This is a genomic window from Parabacteroides sp. FAFU027 (assembly GCF_022808675.1).
Taxonomy (GTDB): domain Bacteria; phylum Bacteroidota; class Bacteroidia; order Bacteroidales; family UBA7332; genus CAXXIC01.
Window position 1 is genome coordinate 56285 of record NZ_JAKZKV010000016.1, and the last position, 21463, is coordinate 77747.

Genomic DNA, 21463 nt, shown 5'->3' on the forward strand with positions numbered 1-21463 from the left:
GTACTAAATATAAATGTAATCATAACTGCTTAGTTCGTTTTGAAAATTGTTCTGCATCTGTAAACATTATAGCCATTTACTTTTTTATTATCTATTCGTTTGCTTCCATCTTCACAATCGAACCATTTAGAAATATCTGTTGCTTTTGCTGTCTGTTTCACTCCTACTTTATTGTAAGCATCTTGAATAATAGTTTTAAGATCTTTGTTTGACTTAAAGCCTGTGCTGATTCTGGTAGATAATATTGCTGCAATCTTTGAATCTACATTTTTAGTTACATCTAAACTTTTCAGGCAATCTTCAATCTCTTTTTTGACATATCTAAGGCTCCTTACTTTTTCAATTCCTAACTTATGATAAGCTGGTGATACCAAAGGTTGAATTGAGGAAATCTGATCTGCTTCGTTTGAAAAAGTATAGGTGTTTTGCAGTTCTGCGAACCTTATAAATGCGTCTTTAAAGGACAACTTGGCAGTTGCATTTTTATCCAGGGTTGTAGTTATCGTTTCCCAATTCACATTCGTTGTCATAGCACCATTTTCATTATAAGCTTTTGATAATGCAATCCCTGAGCTGTAGATAATCTGATTTACTTTGTAATTGTAAAGCTCTAATTTGGGTAGAATGTCGTTTACGACAAACTTATCTTCTGTCCTATTGTAACTCATATACATTTCGTTCAATTTTGCCTTTAAGTCAGTTCTTAATTTGGCTTTTACATTTTCTGGAGCATTATTAAAATGACTTGCTGTATCTCTGGCATCTTTAATCCCTTTTTGAGTTCGTTCTACAACTTCCTCATAGCTTAGATTTAGGTCTGATTTATTACTATTGAAAATGTGTACAATCATTTTTCTAAAAGGGTTTGTGATAGTTCTGATTCTACCTGCAATCTGGGGAATGTCAGTATCAATACTGGCTAAAGTGTGAGGATTGGAAGCAGAACTAACCACAAAACACATTCCAGTTTCAGAATGATAATCAGCTCCTTCAAATGATTTAGACGTGATAAAGTTGAACATTTTATTTTTGTCAATTGAACTACTAATCTTATAACCGCCTAATTTGGCTTTGTTCTTTTCGTTATTCGCACATACAATCCTGACTTCTTCATCAGTCAGATTGCAATGATCTAAAATTCCTTTTATATCAGTTACACTGTTGATAAAGAAAAAAGCCTCATAGCTTTTTATTCCATCAATAGTAATATAACCCTCTTTCTTATACGTGTTTATGATATTTGCGGCTTTGACATAGGGTTTATTCGTTTGTTCTAATCTTACTTTAAGAGTAACTGTACTTTCCCATTCTGCTATTATTTCTGGAATATCTTCCAGGACACTTGGTTTAAACTCAGCACATATTGGAGTTGCAGACATAAAACAATACGATTTATAAGCTCTAAAGCTGTCTAGTACACCGTCTATCGCTTCATCTCTGAAAGAATATGCTTTTAAAAGTGAGTGGTATTCATCTATCAATATTCTGTAATCTGCTGGATTTAGATACTCAGACAACCTACTCAGTTTATCATAAGTACACATTATCTTTTTTACACCAGGTGTTGAAATATAATCATTAAGTTTCTTCTTTAGTTGGTAAGTAAATTCACCATACAGACCGAATAAATTCTTTGTTGGGGAAAGCCCAGGCTGACATGACTCGCACTTATTTATTATAAGTTCTGTAGTTGGAACTACGACCACATAATATTCGTTGTTGGTTAATACAATGGTTGTACCACCGCAACCAGTGACGACTTTATTAAATATACAATTGTGTGGTAAATCTGCTAGATGTAAAAATCCGTCTGTAGAATCAATAGTTAGTTTTTGCATTTAAGAAATGGTTTAGATTAATAATTTGCACGTTGAGAAATCACAATATCGAAAATATGAATCTGATGTGACAATAACTCTTTAGATTGGGAAGTCGGAATGGAATTTTTTTAGTTATCTATAGGACATAATTTGCAGAAAAAAATTCCACTTTTGACCAAATAAAAACCGTTCCATCAGGAACGGTTTTAAAAATCTAATTCTGTTAGTAGTAGAATTAAGCAGTTATATTAACTGCACCCACAAAAACACTGTTAGCAACATCTTTGCCATCTTCAGTGATGAATCCCAGGTAAACCTGAACGCTATCCCCTACCCATTCAGCAGGAAGGCTGAAAGCCTGAGTTGCTTCTGATCTAGCAGCACCAGCAATATCATAAATTGCTTCTCCTTTAACTGCATTGTAAATTACAACCAATGCTTTATCAGTTTCCTTAGCAGAACCTGATCCAGTGTTGTTAGTCCAGGTGATTGTAATTTCATCGTTTGCATAAGTTGCAACACCGCCAACAGCAGGAGTTAATGTACCGCTTGAAACTTGCACTTTTGAGTAGTCGATTTCAACGTTAGGTGCATCACCTACGATTGCATTGTTCAACACTTGTGACATTGCTGCGTTGAACGCTGTTTGTTTAGCAGTAAACAGCTTGTAACCTACTCTTAAGAAAGGAGTGATTGGTTGTAAAAGACTCAACGCAGTTGTGAACTTGGTACGTTGATTTACTTGTTTCTCTGTGTTAGGATTTGAAGGTTTCTTGTGGACACGAATATAATCTATGCCCTTCCAATTACCCCCGACAACAGTTCCTACTTTTCCGCTGAACCCACCAAGGATTCCGTTTTGAATTTTTGCCATAATAAATAATGATTAGTGTGATTAATGAATAAATTGAAGTTTGGAGTTGGTAAGGAGCGAATACGAAGTGATTTATCTCCCCTTAACTTTCTCATTATAAAGGTACTAAAACCCGAACAATAAAAAAACATAAAACACTGATTGTCTGAGCTATAACAAATGAGCGATGCTTGATTATCAGAATTTACTAGCGGCATGTCGTTTAGGATGGATTTTGGATTCTGGAAGGTTCTTCAGTGGCTAATTTGCTTATACGTGTTGGAAAATGCACTTCAAATCGAAATAGCACAAACCCAACTGCAATAATTTCCCCCAGAAAGAAGAAAAAAAAGATATACTTATCAAATGGCAGCTGAGTTGTGTCTGTCAAGGTTTTTTGATAAAATACGACCTGAGGAACGAAGGTGGAGATTTTATCAAAAACCCGCAGGGCTTGACCTTTACAGGCACGACGGAAGCGGCCTACCTTTGTATATTTCTTTTTTATTCTGGGAGAAATGAACTGCTTACCCTATTAATTTTCAAAAGAACTGTGGTTCTTTCTGTTTTAAAGGGTGGTGGGTGGGCAAGCATTTAAACAAAACAAGCGGGTAAAAACAGCCTTGAGCTTCGAAGGGGACAGCAGACAGCAGACGAAATGGAGAGTAACGAAATGAAGTTTGCTGACTGATGGCTGCGAGCCGCTGCGAGTGGAGCAAGTGCCATAGACACAGATAGCACGGAATGATAATGAGGGCTGTGGCTATGTGCTGTATTTCAGCAGGGCTGGCGCATTTTTTGTCTTTGAGCTTTTTGGGCGGGAAATGCGAGGGTGTGGTGATGGAATGAAGAGTGAAACAGAGTGTAATGATTGAATGGAAGAACTACTCCCTGCATGGGTCAAAAGATGTTTCCTGAGCTACTGAAATGGAGAGCAACGTAATGAAAGGAGCTGAGGAAAACCATAATATGGGAAAGCGAAAACAAAAAATGTGACAGACCGATCAGCACGCAGCGACCCGCAGGCGAGCCATGCAATCAGTGGCGGCTGGACCCAGAATATAAATCAGTAGTGAAACGGATACCTTATTGGGTCTGGGTGCAGGAGTAGCCACGGGTGAGGAATGAGCGATTGTGTGTAGCAAAGCAAGTGCCGCGCCGCGTGTGAGCACCTACTGGAGCGCAGTAGAGAGTGTGGCACGGTGCATGCAAGGGCAGACAAAGGAATACTACCTCTTAAAAGGTGGAGATTCCTTTTGGCTGCTTGTTTTACCCTTGCTTGCATGCTTTTGCGAAACAAAATGAGCGATTGACGAACTCCGCTTTACCTGCGTTTTGGTTAAATGCGGGATCCAGATGTAGATTTAACCAATGAGGTTAACCAGCTGTGTATTCTTTCAATAGACATTTTGCATATTGATTACCCAAATGATTTATTATTGGCTTACAACATATCAATAATATACCAAAAAACAGAGTGCTAGAAATACTAATATATAAAATAGTGCAAGAATGAACTAAATAAAAATAGATTGTATCAAATAACGAAACAATCAAACCTACTATTGCCCCACCAATTAGATTACGAGCAAAACCATATTCAATATTGTGTTGTAATAGAAGTCTACCATCTTTGACTTTCTCTCGAATAAGACCGACTGTGTCAACAATTCTCTTTTTAGCTTCGACTAAATCTGTCTCTTCATCTAATTCATTTGGCATATCAATATTGAAGTCTGATTTAATCCTTTCCCGAATTTGCATTTTGTATTTTCTCGACATCTTAGAATCAGAAAACAACATATACTTAGTCGTTGGCATTTCTAATTCATCTCTAAAAAGGATTCTTTCAAATATAAATTTCCCCAAGAAACGATTGATCTGAGATAAAAGGTACAACAATACCAAAGCAATTGTAAGATTGCCAACAATTTTCACCTTAAGTAAGTCCTGAAAAAACGAGCTAAGTATTGAAATGTCACAATTCATTGTAAAAAGCAAAAATGGAATAAGTACAATTGTTGCAGGAAAAATTCTAGCAATAATTTCATATTTACTCGGTATAATCTTCATTTCCATTATTATATACTTTTAAATTTCAATTTGTATCTATTGTCACCTATAATAGCCATCAGTACCGGATACCCCTGTCTTGATAATTTATCATGGAGGTAGGTGTATAATTCTTCATCAAATATGCTTGGGTTTGGAGCACATCCCCTAGGATGAGAATGCCATTCTCCAAGATATTGGATCTGGCTATCAGTTATTTTCCTATATTCTTCGAACTCATTGATTACCCCTGCTACACCACGTTCGAAGGAGACATTAGATTCTTTGCTATCAGCCGGTGCTTCAATTGTGTCAAAAACATACATTACTTTACGCTCAATATCGAAGGTTCCCAATAAAACCCCACCAGTCTCCTTGTTGTCATTATATTCAATCTTATGATTTCTAAGGATTTGAATTCTATTGCAAAGTTCATCACATATGTATATCTTCCAGCCATCTTCTTTTTTAGAATGCCATTTTGAAGGAATCTGTGAAAAACATGCAATACTTTCATCTTCTGAATTTATCCTCCAAATTGAGATTGTTGCTTCTCCAGACTCAATTTGTTTTCGAATTGATTTAGCACAAACTGCCGATAGGCTTAATACATCCGCTTGATTTATACGGTTTGTAATCTCCCGACAACTATTTCGGTTATATCTGATTTTAGATTCATTTTCGAAGACCAAATGATTATTCAGTTCTTTATTTTCAAAAATGAAACGGTAGTATTCCATCTCAAGGAAATCAAGCCGATGAACCCTTTTTTTATCTTCTGACAAAACGACAAGATCCTTTCCGGCAGGATTTAAGAACGTAGAAATTCTTCTTATTGGAACAGTATCTTTAAAGTCTCTTGCGAGTTTTCGCGCTACTGCAATAGATGTAGAGGCATCAATTATTGCAGAAGATCTTTTTAACAACTCAGTAGTTGATGTAGCATGTGCAATATCGTTGAAGTTTGCATTCAGAGGAGTGAACACCTGATCGTTTAATAGCTGGTTTAGCTCTTCAGATATTTTTTCTGCTTTATTAAACCCAATAGCATTTCTACTTAAAGCATGTCTGGCTAAGTTATGAGGAAGTAAATTGTCATGATCGATCACCGTCCATTTACCGAATCCTGTTCGAGCAAAAATACCAAGAATCTGTGACCCAAGTGAACCAGCTCCAATGATAGTAAAGTTGTTATCATTTAAATTTACGTTATTATGTATAGCAGCTGTCTTAGAATCGAAATCAGATATTGGAACATATGTTTCAATATCAAACTCCTTAACTGTATTGAGATCGAAATTATTCCCAATTAAAGGAACAATAGAACCTTCTTCTGAAGTGGACCATACCTTGGCTTGCAACCCTAACTCAGCAATGGTATTTTTTAAAGCAAAAAATAATATGTTATTTGCTTCTACTTTGTCGTCTGTTTCTTTTCTTTTAACAGGAACAAGGCACCCAACAACAAATTTTTTACTTAAAACTTCTGGCAATCCCAGAAACAAGCTCTTGTTTGCATTTAATTCTGAAACAATTTTCTCAGAAAGCGGTAGCTTATTGATTGACACAAAATCATCTACGTCCTTTATTTTTTTTGGTGTTTTCCTTATAAACCCAGTCTTTTGAATGTCAGCTTCATAAGAAATACAAAATGAAGAACCATAGTTATCATTTCCTTGAACCATCTTAAATAACATCTGACCATTTAAAGACTCAATTGTAAAACTTGATAGAATACCTTTTTTATCAGGAATTATCACAGCGCCGTCAGATATTAAAAAGGGTTCTAAAGGCTGGTCTTCTCTATGAAGGGTATCTTTAGCTGTAAGTCTTAGCCAATTTCGTATTAATTCAATAAACTCAAAGGGTATGAATGAGTGTCTGACTTCACAAAAAAGTTGTTCAGTGACACAGAGGCTTATTGGTCTTTCATCTTCTTTCGTATTTGTATGAGGTAGACCGAACTTAAAATCTTCTCTTAAAGCATACACTTCCGGAAATGTATTGTCTTCCGGATGAATAATAATGGCGATATCTTCATTGTCCAATATTCCATTCTTTGGATTTTGAGAAACTTCAACATCGAACGTAACCAGTATTACTTCTGCACCATCGGCCCTTTGTCTGAACTCAGATGATATAACATATGGATGATTTTGAATTGCAAGAGCTATAGACTTAGCTCTTGCAATCTTCAAATCCGAAGGATTCTCAGTTTTCACACCTTGAATTAGGTTATAGGAATATTCTAACATATACTACGTCCTGCTCTTGGTGTTGAATGCGTCAAAACTGTTGATGCCGCAGATTCAGCCATTTTTTCAAAAGTGAATCCATCCTCATCTATCAAATAAACAATTGGCTGTGGAGCTTTCTTGTCTTTATTAACAGCTGTATTTCTAAAATGAGATTTACCAACCTTAGCAACGTATTCATCCTTTGCCTGATGACATGGAGGATTTGCGTCATTATCAAGAATTTCAACCGAAGATGAGATAATTTCAGCACCTGTTGTTTTATAATCCAATACCTCCAAAGCATAATCTTTAGGATCTTTATTCTTGTCATAAGGAGTATCATTAAAAAACATCCACGAACAATGATGTGGAGCCAAGAACAAGTCCCAGGTTAATTTATCTTGATTACCCTTTTCTTCTGATTTATCCTTAATCATTTGCCATACGTAATGGTCTGAATCTCCACTCATCATCAACCGAGAAACTATAGATCCATTTTTTACTGAAGAAAATCGCACTTGAAAAGCGATGCTTGCTGAGTTGTGATCATCGTCTAACTTTGAAGCTACCAAACTAGCTTTAAATGGAGCATGAATAAAAAGCGAGATAAATCCACTTGTTTTCCCATTAAATTTACTCACCAATTGACCAGGGATATAATGCAATCCTTCGACAGTCTTGTCCTGATCATTATATCCAATTATCCTCAGTCGATTTCCATATTTATCAGCTTCTGTAGGATTAGTTTCAAAAAGCGTTCTGCGTCTTTTTGCTTCCTTGCGAATATCAACTGCCTCCTCACAAATATCATTTGCAAATACTCTTTGAGTAACCCACATCTCACCAATAATTATTTCTTCATTTTTCCTATTGGAATCGTTGTAGTCCTGGGGGTTACCGGTATAATAATTAGTATCAAACCCCAAGCTGTGATCTAAATGAGGATGAGATAACACGAACAAATCCACAAAAGGGTTATTTGATGAATCCTTTTTCAACTCTTTTATTAGATCTTTCTTGACGTCAAAATTAGTAACGCCATTTGAATCAGTCTCACTCTTTTTTATTTGACAATCTACAATAATAGTTGTATCGTCTGCTCCTTTAATTAAAACATTGTCAGCATTTCCGACAGGATAAAATTTAATTTTGCTTTTATTGCTCATTAGGATAATATTAGAATTTAAATAATGATGAGGGGTATTATAAGACCCCTCCAACTCGCTCATTAGCTCTATTTACTTTTCTTTTCTCGTTGAGATAATGCACTACCCGCAACGCTTTTACTGGCTTTGCTAAAACGATTGTCCTGCAAAATTTTTGAAGCTTGCGTAGCCACTTGTTTTGATGTAACTTTTTTCGCCATCTTTACATTGATTTATTTCCGAAATACTAACGGTTCGGAAAATTTCCGTCTGCACTTTCCAGCTGCAGAACACAGAGTGGATATAGTTAATTCATGCAAAATACACTTAACAGCCAGCGAGAGTAAAATATATTATACTACCTTTGCGCAACTTTTCAAACAAGTATTATTCTACACGTTAGGTTGTTTACCACTATAATCAACCAAAATCAAGTCGATAAATGCCAAGTTATCGACAAGACTTATCTAATCTCAAAATTAGTGCCAAATTGTTTTTTTGTCAGATTTGGCATCAATTTTGTACTCCAGCACCACACCAATCTGCCATCTTGTCAGAGATATGCAATTAACAGAATATATAGAAGAACAAAAGTTGACTTATTCAACGCCGTATTCAGTTTCCTGATTCTATTTCTTTCTTTTTTTCTTCGACCTTTTCTTTTTCACCACAGATTTCTGAGGTGATTGGTTTATCATTGCATCCCAACTTCTAGCAATTCTAACCTCACTATTGGTTATATAATAGTGCGACTTACACTCAAAATTCCAATTTCCAATTGATGGATAAAGAGAAACTGATTTGCCATCAAATATTAGCTTCCACCCTTCTGGGGCAAGAGGTGTTACAACTTCATTGCCACAGCCACAAACACATTTGTGTATGGCTGTGCAATAAAGTATAGAAATATACAGAACACCTTCTTCCAATACATCAGGGATTGTATCAACAAACTTATACTGTACAATCATCGTTAGCAAGTTGTGAAACGTTTATTGAATAAGAAGAATTATGTTCTTGTCTTAAATCCTGATAGAAACCACTCAACTTTTTCCATTTAACAACAGCCATAATTGCATTTAAAGCGTTTAAGTCTGCGATTTGGATGTTAGACGCATATTCGTTATTAATATCATCACCACAAGAAATACGGTCAAATAAATGATCGTTTTTATCTGGGGTGCCAGTTGTTACTCTAACACTACCTATCAAACAATCATCAACAAGATTAACCCCCAAGCCAACATCTATAAATGGGATATTTAATTTGAGCAAATATTGAATAATAGATTTCTTCACAGAATCTTTGTCTATTGCGATAAAGACATACGACATCCCTTGTAGAACATCAATATTATCAACACCGATGTAAGTATTATGAGAAAATATATTCAAATGCATCCTTGAGTATATCTCTTCATAATACTGCGTTTTGGGTTTTCTCTGATTCAAATCATCAGAAGAGGCGGCACCTGGCGACCTAAAGGCATTATGTAATAAGAATTCATCACCATCAAAAAGATGAATTTCTTTTACAGGTGTCTTTGCAACAAAATCTAAAATATACGCACCGGTTCCTCCTAAACCAATTATTGCTATTTTTTGACCTTTAAATTTCGCTGAGATATGATTGATATTTGCACGACTTGAGTTCGTATCCAAATATCGAAAAACCGCATCTTCATTTTCATCTACTATGACTTTGAAAGTCTTCTCTGTGACAGAGCTGTCGATTGATTTAGCTGGAGCTGATATAATTTCTGCATACCTTGACATTTTACAATAATAGTCAGGATAACCATTTTGAGGCTTGTTTGAGAATGAATGGTTAATAACAAGATCGTCTTGTAATCTCTGAGTATTACTGGCATGTTGAATTGCAGTTATTTTGCTACCATCTTTATTACATGGATGTTCTCCAATGAAATATGCAACATGGCTACTTGGAGGTGCGGTGGTTGTTGTGTTTCGTAAATTAAGGTCACTAACCAGGACTCCGTATTTTATCTCTTGGGCTTGATTTACATAGGGTATGTGGTGGATAAGTAAATATCCACCTTTTATTTGAATTTCATACCCCAAATCCCTGAGTTGCTTCAAATCAGGACTACGATCTATTAGTTGCTGTGACATTGAAAATCATTTTATTAGTTACTACCACTGTATCCCCTTTCACCATTGAGCTCTCTGGGTTTTGCGATGGACCATTGGTATAATTTACAGTATACACAATGGATTCACTTTCAGCGTAATTCTCAAACGCTAATATTGCGACCTGTTCATAGCTTATTGTTTGCTCTGACCATTTCTTCTCACGCCCATTTACTATAATGGTATAAATCTTCGCTTTAGAATAGAAACGCTCTAATCCTGGTCTTGCTAAATCGACATTAGTTTCGATTTGGATTAATTCATCATCCCACGGGTTTTTAATTGCGAGATATAACTCCTCATTCTCTGGAATATTTCCCAGGGTTCTCACTTCGGCTCCAGTGATATACTGCTGATGCCATTCGTAGTTTTGTTGGTTAATAACTAAACGAAGAACATGTTTTCCATTTCCTTTGTCTTCGTTTTTCTGTAAAAAATCGTTCATAAAATATTGAATTTAATTGGCCTCCACTTGCTTGAAGAAGAAATATGGGGAGGTCTCATACATCTTCTTTTTGATGTTTTATATATGTTCAACTGAAAGTTGTACATTTGTAAACACGCCACATAATAACTACTAAAATCGTTCCAACGGTTTTTAGTAGTATAATGAATAAGTATGTCACATTGGAAGGATTACGAAACAACACCAACCTACGAGCTTGTAGAATTAATAAAGAAAAGAAAAGAGCCATCTCATGAAAGCATATCAAGAGCGGCGTTTCAGAGCTTTGTATTTCGGTTTTCAAATGATCTCACTCAAAAAACAGAGATTATTTGTAAAAGTTGGAAGCTCTCGGCTGAAGAAGCATCAATCATAGCGAACCGTACTTTTAAAAAATTCTGGAAACACGCTTCTTTTAGCGAAGCTAAGGCTAAACATATAAACCCAGACAAAGCAATACTATTTTATTTATATGGAATTGCCCATAACGAATTGGTTGATTATCATAATGAAAAGAACGGAATAAATATCTACCCATATGATGGCTCAGAAGAAATTGTATGGGATTTCCCTGAAATTGAATGCGATCAAGAAAATATGGGGTTTAGTATAACAAATGAACATTATAAAATTGTCAAGTTTGCATTATCGAAACTCACAGAAAAACATAAAATAATTTTCCTCACATATTCAACCTATGAACGTAATGGACGAAAGCTTCCTCGTCACCTACTTCAAAAATTGAGAACAGAACTTGGGTTAACTCAAGATACAATCAGATACTACAAAAATGAAGTCTTTAACAAGGTAACCGAATGCTTAGAATTAAATGAACTCAACAAGAAAACAAAATAACGAACAGGCTATCAACTGCCTCATGAGTTCTTTAGGTTTCCTATACCCAAAAACTAAAAAAGAACTCGAGCAATTTAATGAATTGCATTCTGATTTTGAATATGAATTAGATGGATCTGAAATTGACATTGATTCTATTTTTAATGAAGTTAAAAACGAAGAGTCTATTGTCTTAGTAAAATTAGAAGAGAGAAAATCTACTAAAAATATTTATTTCAAACGAGCTGTACTTGCTGCTGAAATAGCAAGTCAACTACATAATGAACCTACATTTGGCCACGTAAAATTTCAGAAGATAGTTTACCTATGCGAAGAACTTAATAATATGTGTCTTAGCGAAAGATATGCAAAACAAACAGCAGGACCATATGATAGAAAGTTTATGCATACAATTGATTCTGAATTTGAGAAACAAAAGTGGTTTAAGGTTGAGAAAGTAAATAGAGGCACTTATGAACAATATGTTTATATACCTCTTGATGGTTTACACAAATACAAACAGTATTATCAAAATTACTATTCTCAAGAAAACGAAAATATTCAATACATTATTCGTACATTCAAAAAGAGAAAAACAAACGATGTAGAACTTGTTGCGACTATATATGCTTGTTGGATTGAAGTAATTAAACGAAAAGATTTTTTTTCAGAAGGATTAATCATCAACCGTGTTTATGATTGGGCCAAAGAAAAAAAGAAGTTCTCAGAATCAGATATAAGAAGTGCTATTTATTGGATGCGAGAAAATGGATTTGCACCAATAAAATAATTTGTTGTGTCTCTATATTAACGAACGACTAAAGAAAGACTAAAAAGGAAACAAACAACTTTGTCTTTAACCATTGTCTGCAATCTAGCATGATTGCAGACTTTTATTTTTAATAAAGCCATGCAAGAAAGAGATCAACTAGACGATGAAAAGCTAAGCTATGTAATTGATGCAATGATATCGTTGCTTTCAACAATTGAATATGATGCAGAAGAACCATACGAAGACTTTAGTTATCATTATGTAGATCAGTTTAGAAGGAGATATAAGGAAAATCTAAAGCAGAAATTTTGCTATGACCAATATTTAAAAGAACCCAATATTCAGAATGCTTTGAAAGCATTAGATCTAGATCCAGAGAAATTCTGGTACTTGCTAATGTTCGTATATGACTATTGTGAAGGTTATTGTATTAAGGGGATAGATTTTAAAGATACACCTGAGACACAATTAAAAAGATTCACAACCAGCATCGAACAACATCGCGAGAAAGTAGAATCTATTACTTTAAAGATCAAGGGAAAACATAGTATCACAATTGACAATATCACTGCGATAAAATACATTTACTTATTATGTAGAGATGGATTGCAAGAAATAGAAAATGGCAGTCTTATGCGACAAGGAGAGTGGTTCGATCATGGTGATAGATCTGGTGCAGAACCCGTTTCTATTCAAATCTACTATTTCTCAAAGACTTTATTAGACATATTGGATAAAGTGCTTAAAATTGATACAAGGGCTAAAAAAGATGGGAACAAAAGAGCGCTTATTGTAGACTTAATTCTTTTTACTGGAATATATACTGATGAAACCAAATTAACTGCATCACATATATCAGGTTATCTGAGTAAATACAAAGATTATAACAAAAGTAGGCTCAATTGCTACTACAGTTAGTCTGTATTTTCAAAAAAAGGAGTCCCACTTTCTTTAATCGCTTTTAAGAGATAAAGAAATGTGGGATTTTTTTATCTCCTATACTGCTGTCCAAACAAGCCAACTTTGCAATGTCAATAAGACGCAAAATTAAAACAGTAAATAAGATGGAATCAGTAGTTTTTTTCAGTCGTGATATTAATCGCGATATCAACAAGTCTCATGTGAAAGAGCAATACTATCGTTTAAAGCTTGATGGTTTCGTTCCTGAAATTAATCAGATTGAATACTTAACAGGAGATGTTACTCAAAAATGCCAGTTAGAAAAAATAGAGATTATCCCAGTTGACTCTAACAAAGGCATCTCATTATCTAACTGGGAAATAAAGCGTACTCAAATCCCCTGGGGTGAATCCTTAAAAGCTTTAGTCGATGGTCAACATAGGTATATTGCCCTTCTTTTACTCAAAGAAATCGAACCAGAATTGTATTCAAATTTCGATTTTGAAGCAGCCAGTAAGAAATGTAATCTACCGGAAATTTTTTCAATACCTGAATTTATTGCTAAAAAGAATAGTGGTAGAGCATGGACCCCTGAAGACGATGGCGCAATAGACCGGCCATCTGGCGATGAGTATGTTGATATGATTGCTGCTATATACAAAAAAGAGAATCTACCCCCACAAGTTTGTTATGACATATATTCCTTACGAACAGGTATTTTAAAAGTTAGTCTAGTAAAAAAAATGAGAGACGGGCTTCGAAAATTGCCAAAGTCGATTGAATTGAATGAAAGTTCAATGACAGAAGGAGATAAAATATACCAGGCACTCAAAGAAAATGAGTTTATGTTTGAACGATATAATAACACTAAATTCAGCGGAGGAATGAAAATGTTTTATAAAGAATCTGGGATACCGATTGATAAACTGGTTGAGTTGATTTCAAAAATCAACATAGACAAATGGGGAGCTTGTTTCACTGTTAAACCTGGAAATACTGCTGAGGCTAGATTTTATAAAGATGGGTTTACTAAACTTCGGGAATTAGTCAATCAGGAATAAAGAGAATGTGGTTGTAAGAGACATCTACATATCAGGAAGCTGTTTGCCGTATAAAGACAAACAGCTTCTTTTTTTTTCAGAAAAGAGTATTACTAAACCCACCACTGATATTATCCCCAACTAATAAATCATTTGCCATTTCTAGTTTAGCATCTAGTAACCAATCAGTTTTACTCTGTTATAACAGTTCACCAGATTCAAAACCTACATTCTACAAAAAGAACTTTATACAACAAAATGAATTTCAATATTGTTACTATAATAATTTGACTTCCTTTCTTCTACACTCATCGCATTTTATTTGGCTTAATAAACGTATCGCAAATTAGCCTATGTATTATGATAAATATTCATCTATGGTTGGATATTGCATTAGAACCTCTTTTTATAAGTAACAAAAAGCACAGTACTAATCATATTAAATTTAATCATTATGGCATTTTTAGAAACAGATCAAATTAAAGAAATTGCAAAATGCGCTCTAAAAGAAGTCGCTGATTTTTCAGGAGATATTGATTCTTTTGAATTTAAACAATTTCAGGAATATCACAAAACGGTATTTCTCACCAAGCTTAAGGAGTTAATAAACAAACTCCCTTATTATGGTGTAGATAGCAAAGTTAACCCTGAGAAATATTACGATGTGCCACTTTCGAAAGACACATTAAATACCTGGGCTTCGGTGAAAGACTGCATTAACTATGTTTATGAGAATCAAACCGTAAAAAAAAGGGACCCAAATAAAGTACAGTTCTTATGAAATATCTATTAATCACAATTAGCTTCTTATTCTCTCTTTCAAGTTTTAGTCAGGATATTGAAAGTGCACAGATACTTAACACTGAAACTCATATTAATACTATTGGAGGAAATTCAGTCGTTATAAGCTTAAATTTAGACTTCAGCCCAGTTGAGCTAAATGGATATATCATTGATAATAGCACATTTAATAGCCTCAACTCTAATTTAAAGACAAATCTAATTTCAAAAAGACAACCTAATATCATCGATAAAGGAGAGAGAATTACCTTGCAAGCCAACCCTCACAAAATATCTTTTGAGATAGAGAATGCCTCATATGGCTTGATTAGCCTCCTTAAAGATAAGGAAGCTGATATCTACATAACCACAAACTCAGAAATAATCTTTGAAGTTACAAACGGATCCAATACAAAAAAACTAAAAATCACCCCATTACAAATAGAAAAGCATACACAAAACAATATGATTCTAACTAAATTAATGGGTGAAGAGCTAATAAATGCAAGAGGAGGGGATATATTTGTTTCTCAAAATAATTTTGAGTTTGGCGTTATTCCTTCAGAACAAGCTTCTAGCGGAAAAACTGAATATAATGCATCATTTCAATACAGAACTAAATACTCTTTTCTCAACACTATACCGATATATTTTTACACAAAAGGCCTAATAAGCACAAATTCAAAAGACTCTCTTAATTTCATTTCTATTTATCCTGTGAATTATAATTTCATCAAAGGGAAAAATGAATTAGTTGGGCAATTGGGCGTTGAAGGCAATCAGACTTTCTCAAATTATCGAATAAGTGGCAATATTTGCTGGAATGGCCTGATAAACAATTTATTAGATTTAACCTTTGGTGAAAATAGACTTAGATTGAAACCTGTTATAAGTATTGGAGGTAAAATATACAAAGAAATTGAGAATAACAAACCTTCAGTCTTGAGTTCAAATGATTTATCAAACCAAATATATGGTAAATGTTATTATAACATACCAATACAGAAAATATATAGTTTAATTTTAGATGGAACAGCTTATTATGACTTTAACACCCAAATTAATCCCAAAAATAAACTGATGTATAATTATTCACTCACTTTAGGAGTAGACATACCAAAAACTGATTTTAAAACTATATTTAAATACACCAAGGGAAACAACTTTGTAACACGAGAATCAAATGATTATCTTATGATTGGTCTATTAATAGATTTGCTTGTAAAGCGATAATTTACACAAAATTGTGCATAATAATTGTACTGGCAAAGAATTATCTGAAAGGAATTATTATAAGCTTTATTATGAAGACTAAGATATTTATCATCTTTATATTTACATTTCTATCAGGAACCTTATCCTCCCAATTAATAAAAGAAATTGACTGGGTTTATAAAGACATTCTAAGGAATAGAAAAGAGGTGATGTTTTACAGAAACTTAATAAATAATGATTCCAGACTGTTTGGTTCTAATAATTTAGAAGATATAAAAAAACTACTTCGAATAAGGTTAGACTTATATGATACAGCAAAAGTATATTATTATAATATCAATGAATTCAATAGATCAGAAATAGATATATTAAATATAGTTAAATCTCAAACAAAGAAAATATTTGAAAAGCAGAAACAACAATTACTTGCAAATATGAGTAAAAAAGGGATAAGTTATGATTGTCAAAAGAAACAAGAAAATCTCATTTCACATATTGAATTACATTATGATTCAATTAATACACTCTTAAATAAAGCATTTCAAGTTAATGAAACCCAAGTACACATTGCTAAGATGTGTATTGAAATTATAGATATACATAAATATAGAAATAAAAAATTAGGTGAGCTCGAATTGGAAATAAAGCAACTTCTTGAGGAAAATGAGGCTCTAAATTATCCGTTTGATAAATATAAAGAAAACGAAAACAGATTAAAGTTCCAAGATGATAATGAACTAAAGGAATATAGAATTGGGATAATATCTCTGATAAGAAGCAAGATAAAACCAATTAAAAAAGTAACTGTAAAAGAAATAATAAAATGAGAACATTAACTCGAAATGTCATTTTTCTTGTATTAGTAATTATAAATACACCACAGGTGAATTCAAATAATACAGGAAACACACTAACAAAAAATGAGATTGATAGCTTTAACAAGAGATTTACTATTAATAGAACTATTTATGAAAGGGAATTAAATGATAGATTAGAAATTGAGAATATTAATTATCAAATAGACAAATTCAAAAGGAATAAAGCCAAATTAGAATGGCAATATACCTCATCAAAGATTATATTCTATTTTGTTCTGCTTATTGTAATGTTAGGATTGATACTTGCAACACTTCATTTTATTCAAACTTTCAAGAATTTGAAGTCACTTAATAGGAACAAAGATGAATCAGAAATAGAAGTTTCAATACAAGGCATAAAAATCAATACCTCAATTATTGGCATTATGATTCTTGGATTCTCTCTAGCATTCTTTTATTTATATCTTATCTATGTATATCCTCTTAATCCAATAGATTCAGACAAGGACATATTAAACCAAAAGAAATCAATAGAGCAAACAGCAAAATAGATAAGTAGAAATAACTTATTAAAAGAGTAAAGGCGTTCCATAGTGAGCACCTTTTTTGTTCTTCAACTAGGGGGTATGGGGTAATATTTTAAAGCTATCAAGCTGTAAACCTCACCCGTCCCTCTTTTACACAAACGGTAAAATTTCAAATTTCTAAAACCTCAACTTACTTCATAAAAACAAAATATACAGCCATAACAAGACAGATACAGGCTGCAAAATGATTCCAATGCAAACTTTCTCCCTTAAATAGCATGGTTGAAAAGATCGCAAACACAATTAAAGTCGTAACCTCCTGGATAACTTTCAATTGCATTAAAGAAAATGGTCCGCCATTCCCTATAAAACCTAATCTGTTCGCTGGCACTTGACACATGTATTCGGCGAGTGCAATCATCCATGAAAAAACAATCACCCCAAATAACGGCCAATTGCTAATATATCCGGTTTGCTGGAGTTTTAAATGTCCATACCAAGCAAATGTCATAAAGACATTTGACACAATGAGAAGTAATATTGAATAAATTCCTTGCATGATGTATATAGTTAATTTACAGTTTGATAGACGCAGCTATTAAGCAAAGTTATTTCTGGGGTTATTTTGACAATTTGTATTCGAAGAAGGCAATCCCCCAACTGAAGAGAATCACCCCAATCAACGGCAGTGCGTGAAACCAGCTGAACTGTTTCATCTTCAAATGGCCGTACCAGGCAAACGTCATGAACACGTTTGACGCGACCAACAGTAGAATGGAATAGATACCTTGCATATCAAAGTTGTGAGTTATGAGTCGTAAGTTTCATAGTTCGCTTTTGGGCAAATAGTCGTACTGGATATTATTCATGCTCGACCAGAGGCTGTGACGCGCCTGCGGATTAAGCTCTTCCAGGCGCTTGAGAATCGCTTTCACTTCGCTGCGGTGGGAGGTCTTCTCGTGCGGGCAGTTTTTCTTCTGCTTGCGGTAGTTCTGGTTTTCGGCCAGCTGGATGAGTTCGCTCTCGGGAGTAAGCGCCAACGGACGGATAATGGTCATGTCGAATTTATCCATCTTCAGCTTCGGTGGCATGGTGGAGAAAGCCCCCTGGAAGGTGATATTCATCAGCAGCGTTTGCAGAATGTCATCCTGATGGTGGCCGAGGGCAATCTTGTTACAACCCTGCTCTTTGGCTACGGTGAAGAGCGCTTTGCGGCGGTTCCACGAGCAGAGGAAACAGGGCGATTTGCGGTGGTCGGTCGCCTCGTCGAAGGAGGTTTCGTATTTGACAAAAGGAATCCCGTACTGTTCGGCGTGATTCTTGAGGTATTCGGCATCCGACTCATAAGGGATATTGGTCATGATGATGTGAGCCGCCACCACGGTGAAGCGCGGTTTGAAAATCCGCATCCGCCGTCCCAGCAGTTCAATCAGTGCCAGGGAATCCTTCCCGCCGGAAAGTCCAATCAGCACTTTATCGCCATCTTCAATGAGGCGATACTCTTCAATCGCCTTTTTTACCCGTTGGTCCAGTTTGCGGAACAATTTCTCCTCCGGTGTCAGTTTTGCCATAGTCAGTTTTTAGAATCCGGGCGCAAAAATACAAAATCACCCGCCGGGCGGAGAGGCTAACTGCTTATTTTAAACATTATTATCCATCATCACAATAAGCCTCCGATATCGCCAACCCGCTATTCCTAAGCCATTTTTAATTTGGTTATTCAGGCAAAATAGCCCATCTTTGCAAAACAGGCACATTTGGCAATAAATCATATTCTTAAGCCGTTATTCTCTGTGCCATTTTCAGTAACTCTTTATTTGCAAGAATCTTATTTGTCATGAAAATATTTCATCGTCTTACTATCCTATTGTTTATCCTGATACTTTCTGTGCCAAACGGGCAGGCGATTGCCCCCAAACGTGAATTCCGCGGCGTATGGATTCATACCGTGCAGCAGGCACAATACAAAAGCATGACCATGACCGAAATGCAGCGTTATTTCACTGACATGCTCGATTCGTTTCAGAAAGCCGGCATCAACGCTTTCATCTTCCAGGTTAGACCGCAGGCGGATGCTTTTTATAAGTCAGACCTTGAGCCGTGGAGCCGCTACCTGACCGGCACGCAGGGCAAAGCGCCCAATCCGGTGTGGGACCCGATGGAATTTCTTATCAAGGAGTGCCATGCCCGCAACATTGAATTTCACGCCTGGCTCAATCCCTACCGCGTGACCAGCAACGAGACCGACGCCCTCGCCCCTGACCATCTGTACTGGAAACATCCGGAGCGTTTTATCAAATACGGTAAGCAGATTTACTTCGACCCGGGCATGCCCGAAAACCGCAAATTCATCTGTAACGTAGTCAAAGATATCGTGAAGCGCTACGACGTGGACGCCATTCACATGGACGACTACTTCTACCCATACCCCATCGCGGGCGAAGATTTCCCCGACAAAGAGAGCTTCGAGGCTTACGGCAAATTGCAGGGATTTTCCCAAAATCAGAAAGCAGACTGGCGCCGCAACAACGTTAACCTTCTTATCCGCGAACTGAAGGAGACCATCTACTCAACCAAACCGTATGTGCGATTCGGCATCAGCCCGTTTGGCATTTACCGGAATAAAAAGAGTACCGTTGATGGCTCAGGCAGTAACACCAATGGTCTGCAAAACTACGACGACCTCTACGCCGACGTGATTCTGTGGGGCAAAAACGCCTGGATTGACTACGTGATGCCGCAGCTTTACTGGGAAATCGGTCATAAAGCAGCTGACTACACAACTCTTCTGGACTGGTGGTCGCGCAATGTCCACAGCGAGCAACTTTATATCGGTCAAAGTGTGGTGCGCACCATGCAGGCGCCCGATGCACAGACCGGCGACAAAAACCAATTGCCCCGTAAGATGACTCAGGCCTCGGCTCAAAAAGCGATTCAGGGACATTGTCTGTGGAACGGTTACGATGTGCTGCGCAACGAGGGCGGCATCCGTGACAGCCTGATGAATCACTACTATAAATACCCGGCGCTCGTGCCCGCTTACACCAACATGGATGGCACGCCTCCCCTCCAGCTTAAGAAGCTTTGGGCGGAATGGACCGAGAAGGGTTACTTCCTCCGCTGGGAGCCGAAGGCCGATAAAGATGCGCTCAATATGCCTACCCGCTACTGCATCTATTGCTTCGGACCGGGTGAACGGGTGAACCTCGATGACCCGTCGAAAATCGTGAAGCTGACGACCGAAACCTCGTACCAGCTTCCGTATGACAAGGATAAGGTGAAATTCAAATACGTGGTCACCACCCTCGACCGTTACAACTTCGAATGCAAAAAGGGCAAGAAGAAGACCGTCAAACTATAACATCATCGAAAGGCAGAGCTTAGCTCTGTCTTTTTTGTTTTAGGGAAATCAATATTTCTGGAAGGGAAATCCATTCTCCTGGAAGGGATATAAATCCTCGTGGAATCGCATTCAATTCTCTTGGATGAGAATTAAAAATACATGGAAGAGTATTCCATCATCTTAGAAGAGAATTCCATTCTCGTGGAAGAGAATTCAATCCTCGTGGAATAGAATTCAATATTACAGGATTCGCCATCCATCCTCGTGGTTATTTATTCTATATTACTGGATACTATTTCAATATATCTTGAATCTTTATCAATATTACTCGAAGGGCATTCAATCCCCGAACAAAGTTTCTCAATAAAATAATTAAGCATTCGCATAATTATCTATCCGTATTTTCATAACTTCGTAATGTTAAGTCTTTATCGAATTAATACGGCGGTTTCTTTACCCCTAAATCTCCTAAAGTGGACTTTTGCGGACTACTACAGATAACGCTTCTGCGGTAAAAGCCCCTTTTAGGGG

At 35.9% G+C, this 21463-nt stretch carries 21 protein-coding genes; 9 read left to right on the forward strand and 12 right to left on the reverse strand.

Annotated features, from left to right (window positions below):
• Nucleotides 1-29: 29 nt before the first annotated feature.
• From MLE17_RS17600 to MLE17_RS17635, 9 genes are all read right to left on the reverse strand, one after another.
• The gene (locus tag MLE17_RS17600; RefSeq protein WP_243350066.1) at nucleotides 30-1838 is read right to left on the reverse strand and encodes a hypothetical protein; all 1809 of its coding nucleotides are present in this window, start codon (nucleotides 1836-1838) and stop codon (nucleotides 30-32) included.
• A gap of 217 nt (nucleotides 1839-2055) precedes the next feature.
• Nucleotides 2056-2694, reverse strand: a complete 639-nt coding sequence (locus MLE17_RS17605) for a DUF6266 family protein (protein ID WP_243350067.1) — start codon at nucleotides 2692-2694, stop codon at nucleotides 2056-2058.
• A gap of 1356 nt (nucleotides 2695-4050) precedes the next feature.
• The gene (locus tag MLE17_RS17610) at nucleotides 4051-4752 is read right to left on the reverse strand and encodes a hypothetical protein (protein ID WP_243350069.1); all 702 of its coding nucleotides are present in this window, start codon (nucleotides 4750-4752) and stop codon (nucleotides 4051-4053) included.
• 2 nt (nucleotides 4753-4754) lie between these two features.
• Complete coding sequence (locus MLE17_RS17615; RefSeq protein WP_243350071.1) at nucleotides 4755-6947, reverse strand: ThiF family adenylyltransferase; 2193 nt, start codon at nucleotides 6945-6947, stop codon at nucleotides 4755-4757.
• 26 nt (nucleotides 6948-6973) lie between these two features.
• Nucleotides 6974-8128 (reverse strand): hypothetical protein, encoded by a 1155-nt coding sequence (locus MLE17_RS17620; RefSeq protein ID WP_243350074.1) that lies wholly within the window; start codon nucleotides 8126-8128, stop codon nucleotides 6974-6976.
• A gap of 68 nt (nucleotides 8129-8196) precedes the next feature.
• Nucleotides 8197-8328, reverse strand: coding sequence for a hypothetical protein (locus tag MLE17_RS18905; RefSeq protein WP_262920361.1), 132 nt, complete (start codon nucleotides 8326-8328; stop codon nucleotides 8197-8199).
• A gap of 408 nt (nucleotides 8329-8736) precedes the next feature.
• Nucleotides 8737-9078: a DUF6527 family protein gene (locus tag MLE17_RS17625; protein WP_243350075.1), complete on the reverse strand. Its 342-nt coding sequence runs from the start codon at nucleotides 9076-9078 to the stop codon at nucleotides 8737-8739.
• Nucleotides 9062-10240 (reverse strand): ThiF family adenylyltransferase, encoded by a 1179-nt coding sequence (locus MLE17_RS17630; RefSeq protein WP_243350076.1) that lies wholly within the window; start codon nucleotides 10238-10240, stop codon nucleotides 9062-9064. Before MLE17_RS17630 ends, MLE17_RS17625 begins: the two co-directional genes overlap by 17 nt.
• Nucleotides 10215-10703: a multiubiquitin domain-containing protein gene (locus MLE17_RS17635; protein WP_243350077.1), complete on the reverse strand. Its 489-nt coding sequence runs from the start codon at nucleotides 10701-10703 to the stop codon at nucleotides 10215-10217. The genes MLE17_RS17630 and MLE17_RS17635 overlap by 26 nt, the downstream gene beginning before the upstream one ends.
• A 174-nt stretch (nucleotides 10704-10877) precedes the next feature.
• On the opposite strand from MLE17_RS17635, the gene MLE17_RS17640 reads away from it, so the two are divergent.
• The 8 genes from MLE17_RS17640 to MLE17_RS17675 all read left to right on the forward strand — a co-directional run bounded on the left by MLE17_RS17640 (nucleotide 10878) and on the right by MLE17_RS17675 (nucleotide 17613).
• The gene (locus tag MLE17_RS17640; protein ID WP_243350078.1) at nucleotides 10878-11558 is read left to right on the forward strand and encodes a hypothetical protein; all 681 of its coding nucleotides are present in this window, start codon (nucleotides 10878-10880) and stop codon (nucleotides 11556-11558) included.
• Nucleotides 11533-12327: a hypothetical protein gene (locus tag MLE17_RS17645; RefSeq protein WP_243350079.1), complete on the forward strand. Its 795-nt coding sequence runs from the start codon at nucleotides 11533-11535 to the stop codon at nucleotides 12325-12327. The genes MLE17_RS17640 and MLE17_RS17645 overlap by 26 nt, the downstream gene beginning before the upstream one ends.
• A 120-nt stretch (nucleotides 12328-12447) precedes the next feature.
• Nucleotides 12448-13227, forward strand: a complete 780-nt coding sequence (locus tag MLE17_RS17650; RefSeq protein ID WP_243350080.1) for a hypothetical protein — start codon at nucleotides 12448-12450, stop codon at nucleotides 13225-13227.
• A 146-nt stretch (nucleotides 13228-13373) separates the two neighbouring features.
• On the forward strand, nucleotides 13374-14270 hold the full coding sequence (locus MLE17_RS17655; protein WP_243350081.1) for a hypothetical protein: 897 nt from the start codon (nucleotides 13374-13376) through the stop codon (nucleotides 14268-14270).
• Nucleotides 14271-14703: 433 nt separating this feature from the next.
• Complete coding sequence (locus MLE17_RS17660; protein WP_243350082.1) at nucleotides 14704-15030, forward strand: hypothetical protein; 327 nt, start codon at nucleotides 14704-14706, stop codon at nucleotides 15028-15030.
• A complete protein-coding gene (locus MLE17_RS17665) occupies nucleotides 15027-16262 on the forward strand; it encodes a hypothetical protein (protein ID WP_243350084.1) in 1236 nt (411 codons plus the stop codon). The genes MLE17_RS17660 and MLE17_RS17665 overlap by 4 nt, the downstream gene beginning before the upstream one ends.
• Before the next feature lie 71 nt (nucleotides 16263-16333).
• Nucleotides 16334-17071 (forward strand): hypothetical protein, encoded by a 738-nt coding sequence (locus tag MLE17_RS17670; protein ID WP_243350086.1) that lies wholly within the window; start codon nucleotides 16334-16336, stop codon nucleotides 17069-17071.
• Nucleotides 17068-17613 carry a hypothetical protein gene (locus MLE17_RS17675; protein ID WP_243350088.1) on the forward strand — a complete coding sequence of 182 codons (546 nt, stop codon included), beginning with the start codon at nucleotides 17068-17070 and terminating at the stop codon, nucleotides 17611-17613. Before MLE17_RS17670 ends, MLE17_RS17675 begins: the two co-directional genes overlap by 4 nt.
• A 166-nt stretch (nucleotides 17614-17779) precedes the next feature.
• Here the strand turns inward: MLE17_RS17675 and MLE17_RS17680 are convergent, their stop codons facing one another.
• The 3 genes from MLE17_RS17680 to MLE17_RS17690 form a co-directional block, all read right to left on the reverse strand.
• Nucleotides 17780-18148, reverse strand: coding sequence for a DMT family protein (locus MLE17_RS17680; protein WP_243350091.1), 369 nt, complete (start codon nucleotides 18146-18148; stop codon nucleotides 17780-17782).
• A gap of 61 nt (nucleotides 18149-18209) precedes the next feature.
• Complete coding sequence (locus MLE17_RS17685) at nucleotides 18210-18383, reverse strand: DMT family protein (RefSeq protein ID WP_410795637.1); 174 nt, start codon at nucleotides 18381-18383, stop codon at nucleotides 18210-18212.
• Nucleotides 18384-18413: 30 nt separating this feature from the next.
• On the reverse strand, nucleotides 18414-19160 hold the full coding sequence (locus MLE17_RS17690) for a tRNA 2-thiocytidine biosynthesis TtcA family protein (RefSeq protein WP_243350093.1): 747 nt from the start codon (nucleotides 19158-19160) through the stop codon (nucleotides 18414-18416).
• A 266-nt stretch (nucleotides 19161-19426) separates the two neighbouring features.
• Here MLE17_RS17690 and MLE17_RS17695 point away from each other — a divergent pair, with 266 nt between their 5' ends.
• Nucleotides 19427-20950: a glycoside hydrolase family 10 protein gene (locus MLE17_RS17695; RefSeq protein WP_243350095.1), complete on the forward strand. Its 1524-nt coding sequence runs from the start codon at nucleotides 19427-19429 to the stop codon at nucleotides 20948-20950.
• The last annotated feature ends 513 nt before the right edge of the window (nucleotides 20951-21463 follow it).